The 15980-nt window shown below is 55.1% G+C and carries 13 protein-coding genes; 2 read left to right on the plus strand and 11 right to left on the minus strand.

Annotation, left to right across the window (positions count from 1 at the left end; translation table 11 throughout):
* Positions 1–179: 179 nt before the first annotated feature.
* Positions 180–1460 (minus strand): metallophosphoesterase family protein, encoded by a 1281-nt coding sequence (locus PV433_RS04205; protein ID WP_332070954.1) that lies wholly within the window; start codon positions 1458–1460, stop codon positions 180–182.
* Between the two features lie 204 nt (positions 1461–1664).
* On the opposite strand from PV433_RS04205, the gene PV433_RS04210 reads away from it, so the two are divergent.
* Both PV433_RS04210 and PV433_RS04215 read left to right on the plus strand, forming a co-directional pair.
* Complete coding sequence (locus PV433_RS04210; RefSeq protein ID WP_332070955.1) at positions 1665–2336, plus strand: Crp/Fnr family transcriptional regulator; 672 nt, start codon at positions 1665–1667, stop codon at positions 2334–2336.
* Between the two features lie 132 nt (positions 2337–2468).
* Positions 2469–3332 carry a DNA alkylation repair protein gene (locus tag PV433_RS04215; RefSeq protein WP_332070956.1) on the plus strand — a complete coding sequence of 288 codons (864 nt, stop codon included), beginning with the start codon at positions 2469–2471 and terminating at the stop codon, positions 3330–3332.
* A 225-nt stretch (positions 3333–3557) separates the two neighbouring features.
* Here the strand turns inward: PV433_RS04215 and PV433_RS04220 are convergent, their stop codons facing one another.
* The 10 genes from PV433_RS04220 to PV433_RS04265 form a co-directional block, all read right to left on the minus strand.
* Positions 3558–5111 (minus strand): leucine-rich repeat domain-containing protein, encoded by a 1554-nt coding sequence (locus PV433_RS04220; RefSeq protein ID WP_332070957.1) that lies wholly within the window; start codon positions 5109–5111, stop codon positions 3558–3560.
* Positions 5112–5893: 782 nt separating this feature from the next.
* On the minus strand, positions 5894–7168 hold the full coding sequence (locus tag PV433_RS04225) for an alpha-L-fucosidase (RefSeq protein WP_332070958.1): 1275 nt from the start codon (positions 7166–7168) through the stop codon (positions 5894–5896).
* Between the two features lie 35 nt (positions 7169–7203).
* On the minus strand, positions 7204–8154 hold the full coding sequence (locus tag PV433_RS04230; protein WP_332070959.1) for an ROK family protein: 951 nt from the start codon (positions 8152–8154) through the stop codon (positions 7204–7206).
* A 27-nt stretch (positions 8155–8181) separates the two neighbouring features.
* A complete protein-coding gene (locus PV433_RS04235; protein WP_332070960.1) occupies positions 8182–8874 on the minus strand; it encodes a copper homeostasis protein CutC in 693 nt (230 codons plus the stop codon).
* Positions 8871–10364: a M17 family metallopeptidase gene (locus tag PV433_RS04240; RefSeq protein ID WP_332070961.1), complete on the minus strand. Its 1494-nt coding sequence runs from the start codon at positions 10362–10364 to the stop codon at positions 8871–8873. Before PV433_RS04240 ends, PV433_RS04235 begins: the two co-directional genes overlap by 4 nt.
* A 51-nt stretch (positions 10365–10415) precedes the next feature.
* Positions 10416–11408, minus strand: coding sequence for an ABC transporter ATP-binding protein (locus tag PV433_RS04245; RefSeq protein ID WP_332070962.1), 993 nt, complete (start codon positions 11406–11408; stop codon positions 10416–10418).
* Positions 11405–12406, minus strand: coding sequence for an ABC transporter ATP-binding protein (locus tag PV433_RS04250; protein ID WP_332070963.1), 1002 nt, complete (start codon positions 12404–12406; stop codon positions 11405–11407). Before PV433_RS04250 ends, PV433_RS04245 begins: the two co-directional genes overlap by 4 nt.
* A 15-nt stretch (positions 12407–12421) precedes the next feature.
* Positions 12422–13333 (minus strand): ABC transporter permease, encoded by a 912-nt coding sequence (locus tag PV433_RS04255; RefSeq protein WP_442951474.1) that lies wholly within the window; start codon positions 13331–13333, stop codon positions 12422–12424.
* Between the two features lie 12 nt (positions 13334–13345).
* Positions 13346–14272, minus strand: coding sequence for an ABC transporter permease subunit (locus PV433_RS04260; protein ID WP_332071184.1), 927 nt, complete (start codon positions 14270–14272; stop codon positions 13346–13348).
* Between the two features lie 96 nt (positions 14273–14368).
* The gene (locus tag PV433_RS04265) at positions 14369–15976 is read right to left on the minus strand and encodes a glutathione ABC transporter substrate-binding protein (protein ID WP_332070964.1); all 1608 of its coding nucleotides are present in this window, start codon (positions 15974–15976) and stop codon (positions 14369–14371) included.
* Positions 15977–15980: the final 4 nt, after the last annotated feature.

Genomic DNA, 15980 nt, shown 5'->3' on the forward strand with positions numbered 1-15980 from the left:
CGTTTGGGTAGCTGCATGTCAGTAACTCGCTTGAACAAAGCCTCAGATAAACCAACCTTGGCCTCAAACCGCGAATCCTGTTACTGCGAGTAGTTAAGAGTTACATTTAAAAAGCCTCCCGCAAATCTATGCAAGAGACTAAGGACTCGATACAGCTATCTGAGCTACGATCACGACCGCTATTTGCGCTTTAAGTCAAAAGAATCCATCAGCTTCCCCTTCACATCGTAAGCCTGGTAGGACAAAGTATCCCCCTGAATGCGAATGGCGGCGAACATCTGATTGCCGTTCTGAAAATGAACCCGGTGATAAAACTGGTCGTCCTTTTTCTTATTGAATTTGGGACCGGACGTATTGAGGGTCACATAAACGGTGCCTCCGGATTCGACGATCCGCCCTTCCTGAAGCGGATACGATCGGGAATACTCGTGATTATGGCCCTGCAGCACGAGATCGACGCCGTACTTGTCAAACACCGGCACCCAATGCTTCAGCACGGATTTATCCTGATTTCCGCCGTAAGCCGGACGGTGAATGGAGACGATCTTCCATGGTTTGTCGGTTGCTTTCAAGTCCTTCTCCAACCACGCCGCTTGGTCCTTCAGCTTCGACTCCGAATTCAGCATAACGAAATGCACCGGACCATAATCGAACGAATAACTCGTCCCGGGAATGGAGCTGGGCGAGCCGTTATCCGGCACCATAAAATGCGAGACGAACGCATCCGCTTTTTTATCCACCTCTTCATGGTTTCCGGTGACAGGCATTAGCGGATAACTAGCTGCCCAAGGACGCGCTTTTCCCAGCAAATGTTTCCACGCCTCGGGATCTTCCGGATTTTCGGTCAAATCGCCGTTATGTACAACAAATGCCGCACCGGGAAACTGCCCGAACGCTTTGTCGAGCGTCCGTTTCCATAGTTCAAAGTCACGCTCCGTCACCCCTTGCGAATCAGTGACATTCAGGAAGGTGAACGCTTCGGTTTTCGCCGGTTCCGTCGTAAAAGCTGCTGGCTCGCTCCAGCCTTCCGCACTCCCGTCTCCGACCCGATACCTGTATCCCGTACCCGGCTCCAGGCCGACCGCTTCCGTTTTGTGTACGCCTTGGGACGAACCGTCGATCAGCTTGAGGATAGTCGTCGTTCCCTGGAACGTGCGTACCCCGGACCCTTCAAATGAAGCGTTCCCCGTATCCTGGACTACCTGGAGGACGGAAGTCGCTTCCGTACTTGCCGTATGCCAGGTGAAAGCGCGGCTCGTTTTCGGATCGCCCCTGAACGTTGTTACAAGCGAAAACGGCTTTGCCGATTCAGCTCCGGCTCCCTGCTGCGGCTCCCCGGCTTCCTGCCCTAACCGTTGCAGGCCAGGCTGACGCTCCGGGCCCAAATAAATAAGAAGCGCCGCTGCCACCAGTACGGCCAACAGCGCCCCAAAGATCCAATATCCATTCACCCGGCTCATAGACTCCCGTCCTCTCCCATCCCGTCCGTTTATTGTACCTCACGGGACGCCGGTATTCCATTCATTGATTTATGGGATGGATCGCAGGCGCTAGCAGTTAAAAGCTAATCATACATCCTCCGCCTTACTGCACTCAACCATGATATAATCGTGAGTAACTAACAGCACGGATCGGCCGGCATTTAACGAGGAACAGGAGGAACCATGGATAAAATCGAGTATTTATCGCAATTTAATTTGCTGCGTTCGCTCTCGAAAGAAGATCTGATCGAAATGGACGAGCTCACTTCTATCACAACGTTTCCGAAGCACACCTTTATTCAAACGCCCGAAACGTTTGCCGAACGGTTATATTTCGTGAAAAAAGGAAAAGTCCGGTTGTACCGGCTGAGTCCCGACGGGAAGCAGTTCACGCTCGATATTTTAAGTGAAGGAAATGTATTCGGTGAAATGAAGGGCATCTCGCTGGGAACTCGCGAGTTGTTCATCGAAACGGTCGAGGAAAGCGATATTTGTTTGATGGATACGGAGCGTTTCGAGAACTATTTGATGCAACGGCCGCGGTTTATGATGAACATGATCCAAGTGTTGAGCGATCGTCTGGCTCATTTGAGCAGTCTCGCTTTCAATCTGGCTATCCATAATCTGCACCAGAAAATTTTGCATACGGTCGTAAAGCTGTCCGAGCAATTCGGCTATCAAAGCGACGGTGAGTATTGCAGAATCGATATGCCCCTATCCCATCAGGACCTCGCGAATATGGTAGGTGCGAGCCGGGAAGCGGTAACGGTTGCTTTGCGTGAGCTGTCGGAACAAAAGGTGATCAAGACCAGCTTCAAAACAATCTGCATCCATCACGAGAAGTTGTTTGTCTAGAATAAACATTAGGATTTGTAACCTGTCTTACATCTTTCCATGCGAAAATGAGTTATCGTAGGTACAGCTGCACAATGCGATAGGGAGAATAAGAAGGTGCCGCGCGATCATGAAGAATAGGAGACTGGGCAGTTGGACAACGCAAATACTAAGCTTGGAACCGAAACGCTTCTGGAGCGTAAAGGAGCCCGTAAAGCCGGAGACATTCCGGAGCAGGTGATCGAGCTGCTGAATCGGGGCCGGCTGGAGACGGTAAACTTGACCGAATGGCTCGCCGTCAACCATGTGGTCCTGCTTCAACATGTTCTTGCCGAGCTCGGATTAGAGCGTTATCTGGATATGATGAGGAATGGGCTGAAACAAGTCGCGGATAGGAAGATTATGAAGCTTATACCTGCACTTGCGAAGGAATGGCTTGGTTTGTTGGAGCGACTGCCGGATAAGGAAGCCAGCCGAATCTTTGGACTATTGTTTACGCATCGCTCTGACAGTGTTCGATGCTGGGCTGCGTATATGATCGGATTGGATCGGAGGCTTTCGCTCGAGCACCAATTGGCCGGTATTCGCCCGTTTGCCGCAGATCATCACTTTGGCGTACGCGAGATCGCATGGATGGCCGTCAGGGAGTCGATTACCAGGGATTTATCGCAGGCGCTTTGTCTATTAACCGATTGGGTGCATGACGAGGATGCCCATATCCGGCGATTCGCAATCGAAGCGACCCGTCCTCAAGGGGTTTGGGCCAAACATATTTCCGAGCTGAAAGTCAATCCCGGAATCGCGCTGCCGCTGCTGGAAGCGGTCCGATCCGATCCGGTCAAGTATGTGCAGGATTCCGTAAGTAATTGGCTGAATGACGCCGGTAAATCGAATCCGGATTGGGTCATTGGCATCTGCCGAAACTGGCTGGAAGTTTCGGATACGAAAGCAACGAAACGGATCGTGGCTCGTGCGCAAAGAAGTTTTGCCGTCAACCAAAAGAAAAGGTCCGAGTGAGGATCGCGGGTTCCGAATATTAGACTTGCACTGCTGCGACTTTCGGCCGGACAAGTGGCAATTTGTCGAGCTCCCACGATTAGAGCTCTTGCTCGATCGTCTTTAGAAGGAAGAGAAAAAAGCTGGCAACCGTTCTTGTACGGAATCAGCTTTTTTCCTGTAACGTGCGTAATATTCAAATTATCACTTGCAGGGATTCGAAATCCGGTTTACTAAAGCGCGTCCCTACCCCCGGGAACGATCCACATAATCATACCAGATCTTGCTTTCCTCGTCCGTCATATTCCCGCTCATCGAGGAGAAATCGATTTTCCGGTCAAAACGGTCCTTCAGCAGGGCAAATTGTTGGAACGAGGCCATTATCTTTTTCAACGACGCCGAACGGGCTACTTCTTCCAGCCTGCCGACATCGGGACATCCGCTCATCTTTAAGGTGTGGAGGCTCTTCAGCTCAGCCATAGCCGACATATCCCCGACCGCCGTATGATTCAATACGAGCTCCTGCAGCTTGCCGCAGCCTCGCATGAATTCCAGATTCGACAGAGTAACACTATCCAGCTCCAGCTTCCGCAAATGAACAAGCTGCCCAATCGCGGCCAAATTCTCCTCCGTTACGTGTCTCAGCCCGGAAATCTCCAGCTCGCGCAACTGACTCATCTCCGACAAACAACGAAGCATCTCCGCATCCGGCTGGGAGATTTTTAGAGTACGCAAGCTTTTGATCGGTTTTAATGGAGAAAGATCGCGAACCGGCGTTTGCTGGACATCCAATTCCTTTAGTTTGGGAAGCGTGCTGAGCGGCGATAGATCGGCAACGGACGTACCGGTAAGGATCAGCTCCTGCAAAAATTCGAGATGCTGCAGCGGACGAAGGTCCGTAATCGGATTTTTCCCAAGATACAGCTGTTTCACTTGCTTGCAGCCGCTCAGAGCTTCAATGGAACGAATCTCGTTTACGCTCAGAACGAGCTCGCGTACGTCCTCGCAGCGTCCCAGCGGTGTTATATCCGTCAGTCCCTCACGAATAAAGCGAAGCTGCTTCGCCCGGAATAATTGTTCCGGTGAACCGGCGGCAGACCGGACCCGCTCTTGCCATTCGTGATCCAACCCCTCGAACCAACCTTGAACGTCCGCCGCACCCGGCTGCGGTTGAATCGGCTCAAGCACGGGAAGCTCTAGTTTGCGGATCGCATCGAGGAAGTGAACGGCCCCGTCGCGGCCTATGCTCCATGAACGGTAATCCTCTTCTTGCACGATGTTGTAGTTGCCGGCCTTCGCCGTATCCCGGATAAATTGCAGGAAATGACGGACCTGCCGGGCGATCACATACTTGACCTCCTCGTCGCGGCCGAAATTAATCACCTGTCCCACCAGACCGTACTTGTCCGGGTCCAGATCGACGCCGATGTTGTTGCCGCCCCAATCTTTGCTGATCGGCAGCCAGCGGCGGTTGATGTATCTCTCTTTAATCCATCCGGCAGGAACGGAATGATGCCCGCCCTCCAACGCAAACTCCTCTTCCAGCTCCGCCCAGACTCTCCATTCGGATAACATCCCGTCCAGCGATAGAAACGGCAGACCGAAAAACAAGCCTGTCCCCTCTTCCTTCTCACCGTTATGAATCTGGTACAGCTCGCGCAGCTCCGGCGGCAGAGGGAAACCAATCTCCTCCTCCGCTTGACGCAGCTCCGCTTCGGTTGCAGGCGGGTTAAGCGATTCGGCCAGCCCGGGAAGTTCCTCCCGGAGCAGCTCTATGACTTCTAGAATCGATTCTCTCATTCTCTATCCGTCCTCCTTGCAGCTCTGTTACTGCAAATCTGTATATACGTATGAATGTAACTAACTTGTCCGACCAGCCAGTTGCTTGATCAATTGCTGAGGGAGATTCATTTCCGTATCTTGTCTGCGCCAACAGACCGCCGTAACAGATAGCCGCTCTTATGTACGTTGTAAAATCCTCCTCCGCTTCGGTCGTCTCGATCGGAAGGGTCAGGTATGGTTCTCCATGCTCCAGCTTGCCGTAGTCCAAATAGTAGCAGGCTTTCATCCATTCCTTCTGCGCTTGACGCATTGAAACCTACTTGGCCGCAGCAGCCAGCCCGTATGAACAGGCTCCGCTTTTTATTATAAGTTCTGAAGTCCGAGCGGGCAGCGGTCTTTATACCCATCTATTAGGAGCGGCTACCTCATCTTGTACAACTTAAAGGCGGTTCGCACCTCTTATTTACCCCGTTCTACCGCTCACGTAGCTTTTCGCGCCAAATAGCAGCTTCAGATCGCTCTTATTTCCCTCTCAAAGCTGGATTTGAACAAAACAAGGGGGGCAAACCGCTCTTAATCAGCTTCCACTCGCTTTTCCCTGCTCATGAGCAAACGATGTATAACGCCGGTTTTCCCGGGTGAACTGCTGTGCGATTCCTCCCGCCATGGACGCCCCTTGGCAGTTAAGAGAAGTTCACCGATACTTGATACGATCGCGAAAAAGACACGGCCATATCGCCGTGTCCCAAGAAACGTTTCTGATAAATCGTGCCGATGAATGAATCCATCGTACCGGATGGTTACTTCAAATGAAGCTCGATTACCGTATCCCGCTCATCCGGCAGCTTGGCGCCCGCCAGCGTGATGAAAGCGCCGCTGTCGATGTCCGAGTACTCCTCGGCCATCCAAGGCGTCTCCACTTTCAGCTCGGTACCGTCGCGAAGCAATCTCGCTTTCGCGATTTTGCCTTTCAAGCCTTCGAAATAAATCGGCCCGATGCCGCGGTCGTAGACGTGAGCGTACAGCTTGTTGCCGTTTTGGGTATACCGCCCCCACTCCGGCTTCGGCTTGTCGGCCGCGCCGCAGCCGTAGATGCTGTCGCCGTTCAGATGCAGCCATTCTCCAACTTCGCGCAGCACGTCCAGCGATTCCTTGTTGATTTCACCTTTGGCGTCCGGTCCGACGTTCAACAGCAGATTGCCGTTTTTGCTTACGCACTCGACCAGCGTCCGGATAACCTGCTGGGCCGACTTGTAGTTTTTGTCCGTAGACACGTATCCCCAATGATCGTTCAGCGTAATGCACGCTTCCCAAGGGACGGACTTGCCGTTCACGTCGACGATGCCTCCGGGCGGAATGATCTGCTCGGGCGAGAAGAAGTCTCCCGCATATTCCTCCGGCTCCGCCGCCCGGATATTGCCGCCTAGGCGGTTATCGATAATAATATCCGGCTGGATGGAACGGATCATGCGGACAAGCTCCGTCGCCTTCCATTTCTCACCGGTCATATTGTCGTAGGAGAAATCGAACCACATGATGTCGATCTTGCCGTAGTTCGTCAGCAGCTCTTTCACCTGACCGTGCATGTAGGTCAAGTAACGGTCGAAATCGATCGGCTTATCCTTCGCCGCCTCGTTGTCCCGGTCCGGATGAGCCTTGTCCCCGTAACCCGGATAATCGTCATGATGCCAGTCGATGATCGAATAATACAACCCGACCGCGATCCCTTCCTCACGGAAGGCGTCGACAAATTCACGGACAAGATCGCGGCCGGCCGGCGTGTTGGTCGCCTTGAAGTCGGTCAGCTTGCTGTCGAACAGGCAGAAGCCGTCATGATGCTTCGTCGTCAGCACCGCATATTTTTGTCCGGCGGCTTTGGCCGCTTTCGCCCATTCCTTCGGATTATAACGCGATGCGTCGAATTCGTCGAAATACGTTTTGTACAGCTCGTAGCTCATCCGCTCGTTGCCCCGAATCCATTCCCCTCTGGCGGGAATCGAATACAGTCCCCAATGAATGAACATGCCGAACCGGTCCTGCAAAAACCAGCGGGTTCTCTGCTCCCTCGTACTCATGCGGCCATCCTCCGTTTCCGTAGTTACCAACGCCGTTACGCTCGATGAAACAAAGCGGCTGCGCCGATCAGTCCGACATCGTCCTGAAGATCAGCCGGCACAATGTCATAGGTGCCGAGATACGGCTTCATAATATGTTTCTCCGTCTGGGCCCGCAGCGCCGGGAAAAGCATATCTCCCGCCTTGCTGACGCCGCCCCCGATGACAATTCGGTCGGGATTGAACGTATGCACCGCGTTCGCAAGGCCGATCGCCATATACGATACTGCCCGCTCCACCACTTCGGCGGCGACCGGATCACCCTGTCTGCTCGCCTCGAACACATGCTTGGAGGACACCGTTTCACCCCGTGCCGCAGCCAGCTCCGCAATCGCGGACGTTCTGCCGCGCATCAGCTCCACCGCCGAATCCCGGATCGCCGTGCCCGACGCGTACATTTCCCAGCAGCCTTTGTTGCCGCATATGCACTCCGGTCCATGTGGCTCGATGATAGTATGGCCCAGCTCGCCGGCGAAGGAAGTCGTCCCGAGCAGCAGCTTGCCGTCCAGTACGATCCCCGCCCCGATCCCGGTGCTGAATGTCACATAGACCATATTCTCGGACTGTTTACCCGCACCGTGAACATATTCGCCCCACGCCGCCGCATTCGCGTCGTTAACGACCTGCACATCGACACCGAGCGCTTCGCCCATCCATTTCTTAAGGGGAACGTTTTCCCACTCCGGCAAATTCGTACCGTGGAGCACGATCCCTTCCTTGCTGTTCACCGCACCCGGAGAAGCGAGCCCTACACCGGACAACGGGTATCCTTCGGAGACGGAACGGATCATATCGATCATCCGCTGCACGACCTCCTGCGCCGTACGCGCATTTGCCGTCTCCATTCGTTCGCGGCCCAGAATCTCGCCTTTCGAATCGAACAAAGCGGCGGCAATTTTCGTACCGCCCAAATCGATCCCGACTACGTATTGTTCGTTGTTATGCAAATGATTCACCTTTTTTCAAATCTATGATCAGCCGAATCTAAGAAGGCTGTCGGATAAAGCCCTCAGCTGTACAGGATCGATCGGAGACAACGAGGAGCGGCCATAACGCACCGCCGATCCGAAATGCACCTCGCTCACCCCGGTTTGTTCAATAAACGTTTCAATTCCTTCCACCGTCAGCCCGCTGCCGGCCAGGATGCACAGCGTCGATCCTTCAGCCGCCCCGACCAGTTTGCGAATCGCCGGCACCGCTTCCGGAGCGGGCTTCGGTCCGCCCGACGTAAGTAAGCGGGTAACCCCCGGATAACGAAGCAGCGTCTGCAATCCGGCCATTTGATCCTCCAGCTCGTCGAACGCCCGATGAAAGGTGACCTGCATCCCGGCGGCCCATGGAAGTAACGCCTCAAGCGCCGCTTCGTCGATCACGCCTTCGGACGTCAAGGCGCCGACTACGATACCGGCCGCTCCCGCGGCGGCAATCGCCTGAATCTCTGCGATCATCGTGTCCAGATCGTGCCTGCTGTATACAAAAGAGCGGCTGTGCGGCCGGACCATCACATGAACCGGTATGCCTACCCCGCGGACTACCTGCTGCACGAGACCGATGCCGGGCGTCAATCCGCCTTCGGTAACGGCCGTAATCAATTCCAGCCGGTCGGCGCCGTTCTGTTCGGCTGTAAGCGCATCTTCCATACAAGTGGCGATCACTTCTAATTTCATGACGAAATCTCCCGATTGTCCGATTTATGTTGACGGGCATAATGAACGGCATAATCCGCAAGCAGTCTGGCCCCATACCCGGTAGCTCCGGCTTCGGCGTACCCGACGTCCTGCTTGTACTGCACCGTGCCGGCCATATCGATATGGACCCAGCTCATCGGCTCGGCGACGAACCGGCGGATGAACAGCGCTGCGACAATCGCTCCGGCGAGCGTGGAAGTGCCTACGTTGCGCAGATCGGCATAATGGCTTTTCAACTCCGATTCATAGTCGTCCATCAAAGGCATCGGCCACAGCCGCTCGCCGTTGCGTTCGCCGATCTCCACCAGTGTCCGCGTCATCGCGGTATCGCCCCAGATCCCGGCGATCCCGAGACCCAGCGCGTCGCCGACGTTGCCGGTCAGCGTAGCGATGTCGATCGCCTGCGCCACGCCAAGTCCGGCTGCATGGATTAAGGCGTCAGCCAGCACGAGGCGGCCTTCTCCGTCGGTGTTCGCCACCTGAACGGTCAAGCCGTTCGGATACGTAATGACGGAAGACGGCAGCGTAGAGCGTGCGTCCGGCAAATTGTCCGCTACGGCGATCAGAGCGGTGACGCGAGTCCCGGCGCGCTGCCGGACCAGGATGTCCATCGCTCCGATGACGGCCGCCGCTCCGCCCATATCCATCCGGGCGTCGCTAATATCGCGGCCCGTCTTCGCATTCATGCCACCCATGTCGAAGGTGATCGCTTTGCCGACCAGCGCAAGCGTCGGCGCTTCGGAGCCGGGCAGTCCATCGTACGTAAGCTCGATCAGCGCCGGCGCATACAAGCTTCCGGCTCCGACGGTCAGCAGGCCGTTCATGCCGCGATCCGCCAGCTCTTGCCCCCGGTAGATGCGGATGCTGACCGGCTTGTCCCTGAACAGCTCCTCGGTCCATTGGACGAACGTATCCGGATTTAACGCCCCGGGCGTCTCGTTCACCCAATCCCGCGTCAGGTTGGCGCCTTCCGCGCGATGGGCGGCGATCCGGATCACCTCATCCAGCTCCACCAGCGTAAGCCCGCTCCAATCTTCCGACCGGAGGTTGAGGCGGACTTCCCCGGCGAGTTTCGTAACGCCCCGGTACTTGTCGAACCGGTATAAGCCAAGCAGCCAGCCTTCGATCCACGCTTGCAGCCATTCCGCCGCCACTTCCTTGCTGCGGACGATCTCCGGCTCCGCGAGGGGCTCCAGGCTTCCAACAAGCGTTCCGGCATTGCGTCCTTCCAGCAGCAAAGAGCGGGCCGAGGCTCCGCCTGCACGGCGTACCCGCTCCAGCGTCGATCGGCTCCGCTCCCCCATTCCTGCGGAGAGCATATCCGCTTCGCCTTCCGTCCGGCTGTACAGCCACGTCATCGTTCCCGGCCGCTTCCGCGCTTCGCTGAGCGGATACGGGAATGTTTCTCCGGCATACGCCGGATACAGGAGGACGTCCGACGATCCGGCTTTATCGATTGTAATCAACATGGCAATCCCTTCTTCAACAGTGATGGTGGAATACCGGCCGTATCGGCAGCCTTACTTGGCCGTTCTCATGACCTCTTCGTCGTACAAATGACAAGCGACCTGATGACCCGGCTCCGCTTCCTTGAATACCGGCTCCTTCACCTTGCAGATCTCCATGCAGGACGGACATCGGGTGTGGAACCTGCAGCCGGACGGCGGATCGACCGGACTCGGCAGATCGCCCTTCAGAATAATCCGTTCCTTCTTCAGGCTCGGATCGGGTACCGGCACGGATGAGAGCAGCGCCTGCGTATACGGATGAAGCGGACGATCGTACAGCACGTCCTTCTCCGCCGTCTCCACCAGCGTACCCAGATACATAACGCCGATCCGGTCGCTGATATGCTCGACTACACTCAGATCGTGGGAGATGAACAAATACGTCAGTCCGTACTCTTCCTGAAGATCCTGCAGCAGATTCAGCACCTGTGACTGGATGGACACGTCAAGCGCCGATACGGGCTCATCGGCCACGATCAGGCTCGGACGAACGGACAGTGCCCGCGCGATGCCGATCCGCTGCCGCTGGCCCCCGCTGAACTCATGGGCGTAACGCTCGGCGTGAAAGCTGCTAAGACCTACCGTCTCCAGCAGCTCATGCGCCAGCTTGTCCCGTTCTTTCGTGCCAAGCTTCGTATGAATAAGCAGCGGCTCGGCGACGAGCTCTTTCACTTTCATCCGGGGATTCAGCGAAGCGTACGGGTCCTGGAATACCATCTGCATGTCTTTGCGCAGCGGCCGCATCTGATTATCGGTGTAATCGCTGATGTTGTGCCCGTTAAACCATACTTCGCCGCCGTTAGGCTTCAGCAGTCGCGTGATCAGCCGGCCCGTCGTCGACTTGCCGCAGCCGCTCTCGCCGACCAGACTGAACGTTTCCCCTTTGCGGATCGCGAATGTGATGCCGTCCACCGCTTTCAGATGTTTGGTAACACCGAACCAGCCTTTTTTGATCGTAAACGACTTTTGCAGCCCTTTGACTTCGATAAGTGGCGTCTCTTTCATTCGCTTCTCCCTCCTTCCTGAACCGGCTCCGTCAGCCAGCAGCGGCTTTTGCGGTCCGCCGCTTCTGCGAGTGGCAGCAGCTGCGGCTCCTCCGTTAGGCAGCGATCCATTACATACGGACAACGCGGCGCGAATTTGCAGCCTTTGGGCATCGCGCTCAGATCCGGGACGTTGCCCGGGATCGACTCGAGCCTCCGGACTTTTTGCCGCAGCTTCGGCACGGAATGAATCAAGCCTTTCGTATACGGGTGCTGAGGCCGCTCGAACAGGTCGGTCACCGACGCTTCTTCGACGACCCGTCCGGCGTACATGACGACGACGCGGTCGCACATCTCCGCAACGACGCCCAGGTCGTGCGTGATCAGCAGCATGCCCATCTCCTGCTCTTCCTTCAGCCGTTTCATCAGATCGAGAATTTGCGCCTGAATCGTCACATCCAGAGCCGTCGTCGGTTCGTCGGCGATCAGCAGCTTCGGACCGCATGCCATCGCCATTGCGATCATCACCCGCTGTCTCATTCCTCCGGACAACTGGTGCGGATAATCGTTCATCACCTCGTCGGCGCGCGGAATCCCGACCAGCTTTAACGTATGGATCGCATGCTCCCTCGCGCGCTTCCGGCTATATCCGAGATGCAGCATAATCGGCTCTTCCAGTTGAAGGCCGATGCGCAGCACCGGATTCAGCGAGGTCATCGGCTCCTGGAAAATCATCGCGAGTTCGTTCCCGCGAAACCGCCGCATCTCCTTCTCGTTCAGCTGGGTCAAATCAGTGCCTTGAAAGCGGACCGCGCCTCCGGCGATCCGTCCCGGCGTATCCTTGAGCAGCCGCATGATCGATAAGGAGGTTACGCTTTTGCCGCAGCCGGATTCGCCGACCAGGCCCAATACTTCGCCTTTATTTATATGAAAGTCAACGCCGGACACCGCCATTACGCTGCCGCCATCGCGTCTGAACTCCGTTTTCAATCCTTGCACTTCAAGCAATCTAGGCGTCACGGTCTGGCCCTCCCCTTATTTTTTCGCTTTGGGATCTAGAGCATCACGCAGTCCGTCCCCAACCAGGTTAAAAGCAAGTACGGTCAAAAAGATCGCCGCTCCGGGAATGTACACAATATGCGGAGCTATGCTCAAGTAGTCCCGCCCCATGCTCAGCATGGCTCCCCAGTCCGGCTCGGTCGGCTTGGCGCCCATACCGAGAAAGCTGAGCGAAGATGCGGCCAGTATCGCACCGCCGATTTTCATCGTCACATTCACAATAATGCTCGGAACCGTCTCCGGAAAAATATGCTTCCATATAATACGCCCGTTTTTGGCGCCCATCGACCGCGCCGCTTCCACGAACAACGTTTCTTTGGCCGATAACGTAACACTGCGAATGATCCTGGCAAAAGACGGCGTGCCGAACACCGCTACGGCAATTACCACATTGGACAAGCCCGGACCCAGAATCGCGACGATTCCGATCGCGAGCAGCAGATCGGGAAACGAAAACAGCACGTCGCTGCCCCGCATAATAAGCCGGTCCAGCCATCCCCCGTAATAACCGCTAAGCAGTCCGAGCACGGTACCGAACACCGCCGCGATAAAAACAGCGCTTAAGCTGACCGCAAGCGTCAACTGCGTCCCGTCGATAAGCCGGCTCATAATATCCCGGCCGTACTCGTCCGTTCCCGCCCAATGAGCGGCCGACGGAGGAGTCATCAGCGCGTCGTAATCCGGTTCGTTCGGGTCGTAAGGAGTCAGATAAGGACCGAATAACGCGATGATCACCAGCAGTAGGATGAATACACCTGCCGCCAGCGATATTTTTTGTTTGCTGAAATTGCGAAAAAACTGGGCCAGCCGGCCTTTCGGTCGCGTTATCTTCGCTGTTGCTCCAGACTCGGAGGAACCGGCCCCCATGCTCGTCGAATTGTTGTTCATTCAGATCTCCTCCTAGTTCGACGCATACCGGATTTTCGGATTGAGTACCCCGTACAGTAAATCGACGATAAGATTAATTAAAATAAACTGGGTGGCAAACAATAACAGGAGAGCTTGAATAACAGTGTAATCGCGGAACGCGATCGAGTCGACCAGCAGTCTGCCGAGACCCGGAATACTGAACACCGTCTCCACCATAACCGAACCGCCCAGCAAAAATCCGAACTGCAAACCGGCCACGGTTACGACCTGAATCAGCGAGTTGCGAAGCGCATGGCGTCCGACGACGACGAACTCCCGAAGTCCTTTCGCGCGACCTGTCCGGATGTAGTCCTCTCTCATCGTTTCCAGCATCGATGATCTTGAGAACCGGGCCAGCATGGACATAATGCCCGCTCCAAGCGTAAGCGACGGCAATACGTACGATTTCCACGAATCCACGCCGCCTGTCGGGAACCAGCCGAGCTGTACCGAGAAGATCTGGATCAGGACGAGACCCAACCAGAAGCCCGGCACGGAAATGCCGGATATCGCCGTCAGCATGCCGGTGTAATCAGGCCAGCGGTTGCGGTATACGGCCGAGATCGTTCCGATCAGCAATCCGATCACCAGTGCCCAACCGAGGCTTGTAAACGTAAGAATGACGGTCGGGGTCAGTCTGCTCATCAGCATGTCCGATACCGGCAATCCGGAGCGTAGCGAACTGCCCAGATCTCCCGACAACAGTTTCCCCATATAGTTCAAATATTGCTGCCACAGCGGCAAGTTCAGCCCAAGCTGCTCGCGTATGCCATTAATTTCTTCCAGCGTAGCATCCTTCCCCGCTACGAGCCGCGCCGGGTCGCCGGGGATCAAATGGATGAACAAAAAGACGAGCACCGATACGACAAACAGCAGAGGAATGACTCCAAGAAGTCTTTGTAACGCGTATCTTCCCAACACGAGAGCCTCCCTTCAAATATGCTAAGTACATAACAGAGGCCGCTTCCGCAGCAACATATACAGAAACGGCCCCGTTATCTAATCCAACGTTAATTACTTCACTTCGGCATCGCGAACGCTGATGGAGCCGTCCGGGAACACTTTGACGCCGCTCAGGTAAGCACGCTTGCCCGAGATGACTTGGTCGACACCCATGAACGCCCATGGCGCGTCTTCCCAAATTTGCTTCTGGATGTCGGCGTAAATCGAACCGGCTTGCTTCGGATCGATCGCTTTGTTGGCGTCCGCAATCCATTTGTCGACGTTAGCGTTTTTGTAATAAGCGGTGTTCGCTCCTGCAGGAGGGAACATTTCGCTGCTGAACAAGCCTCTTGTCGCGCCGTCGGCATCGCCAGACGACGGGGACCAGCTTACGTACCACATTTGAATCTTCGCTTCTTCCGGCGTTTTGGCCGAGTTGATCTGCTGCGACAGCGTGCCGCCTTCCATCGATTTCACTTCCAGCTTGATGCCCACAAGCGCGAGCTGCTGCTGAATGAACTGCATGCCTTTCATCGTTTCGGAATCGTTCTCGCCCCAGATTTCGGCGGTGAATCCGTCTGCATAGCCGGCTTCGGCCAACAGCTTTTTCGCTTTCTCTACATCGTACTCGTAGCCGGATTGCTTGGAGTAGTACTGGGTTTTGGATGACATCGTGGAATCCAGCTTCGCTCCCAGACCGGATTTGACAACTTTGATATAAGCGTCTTTATTGATTGCGTAGTTGATCGCTTGACGTACTTTCACGTCGTTAAACGGCTTTTTCATCGTATTCAGCGTCACGTAACGAACGATCGTCGAATCGATTTTGTCTACGACGATATCTTTTTGTCCTTCCACTTCGGAAACTTGCTCGGTTGGCATCGGATAGATAAAGTCCGCTTCGCCGGTTTTCAGCATCGCGATCCGCGAGCCGTTCTCCGGTACCGGTTTGAACGTAATGCTATCGACTTTCGGAAGTTCCTTTTGACGGTAATCGGTGTTTTTCACGACTACAAGACGGTCGCCCTGCACCCATTCCTTGAATTTGAACGGACCCGTTCCTACCGGATTTTTACCGATATTCTCGCCTTGCTCTTTCAAAGCTTTCGGGCTGATCATCAGAGCCATCGCCATTTTGTTCAAGAAGGCGTTATACGGCTCGCTCAGCGTAATGACAACCGTTTTGGCGTCTTTAGCTTCTACGTTCGTAACTTTGGCAAAGCTTTTGCGAAGTCTCAAGTTGTTTTTCTCGTCGCGAAGACGATCCAGATTGATCTTGACCGCTTCGGCATTAAAATCGGTGCCGTCATGGAACTTGACGTTATCCTTCAGCGTGAACGTATATACGAGACCGTCTTCGCTGATTTTGTGCGATTCGGCCAATACCGGCACGACGTTCATGTTCTCGTCGAAGCCCATCAAACCTTCGTACATCGTTCTTGCGCCTGTAATCGAATGGGTATCGCTGGTATTGTGGGGATCAAGCGTAATAAAGTTGGCATTGATGGCAACTACGATGTCCTTGTTGTTTTTGGAAACCGTTTTGCTGCCTTCGCCTTGACCGGCGTTAGCGCCTTCTGTGCTTTCGTTGCCGGCTTTGCCACCACAACCTGCGGCCACTACCGCTACGATCAGCAGCAGCATCAGCATCGACCATGTTTTTCTTCCCATAGCCTTCATTTTT

Source organism: Paenibacillus sp. GYB004 (genome assembly GCF_036577605.1).
Lineage (GTDB): Bacteria > Bacillota > Bacilli > Paenibacillales > NBRC-103111 > Paenibacillus_AB > Paenibacillus_AB oceani.

What these genes read in the sequence shown, in the direction of transcription:
- PV433_RS04205 (WP_332070954.1), bottom strand. Translation starts at nt 1,460, where the DNA reads ATGAGCCGGGTGAATGGATATTGGATCTTTGGGGCGCTGTTGGCCGTA.
- PV433_RS04210 (WP_332070955.1), top strand. Translation starts at nt 1,665, where the DNA reads ATGGATAAAATCGAGTATTTATCGCAATTTAATTTGCTGCGTTCGCTC.
- PV433_RS04220 (WP_332070957.1), bottom strand. Translation starts at nt 5,111, where the DNA reads ATGAGAGAATCGATTCTAGAAGTCATAGAGCTGCTCCGGGAGGAACTT.
- PV433_RS04225 (WP_332070958.1), bottom strand. Translation starts at nt 7,168, where the DNA reads ATGAGTACGAGGGAGCAGAGAACCCGCTGGTTTTTGCAGGACCGGTTC.
- PV433_RS04235 (WP_332070960.1), bottom strand. Translation starts at nt 8,874, where the DNA reads ATGAAATTAGAAGTGATCGCCACTTGTATGGAAGATGCGCTTACAGCC.
- PV433_RS04240 (WP_332070961.1), bottom strand. Translation starts at nt 10,364, where the DNA reads ATGTTGATTACAATCGATAAAGCCGGATCGTCGGACGTCCTCCTGTAT.
- PV433_RS04245 (WP_332070962.1), bottom strand. Translation starts at nt 11,408, where the DNA reads ATGAAAGAGACGCCACTTATCGAAGTCAAAGGGCTGCAAAAGTCGTTT.
- PV433_RS04255 (WP_442951474.1), bottom strand. Translation starts at nt 13,333, where the DNA reads ATGAACAACAATTCGACGAGCATGGGGGCCGGTTCCTCCGAGTCTGGA.
- PV433_RS04265 (WP_332070964.1), bottom strand. Translation starts at nt 15,976, where the DNA reads ATGAAGGCTATGGGAAGAAAAACATGGTCGATGCTGATGCTGCTGCTG.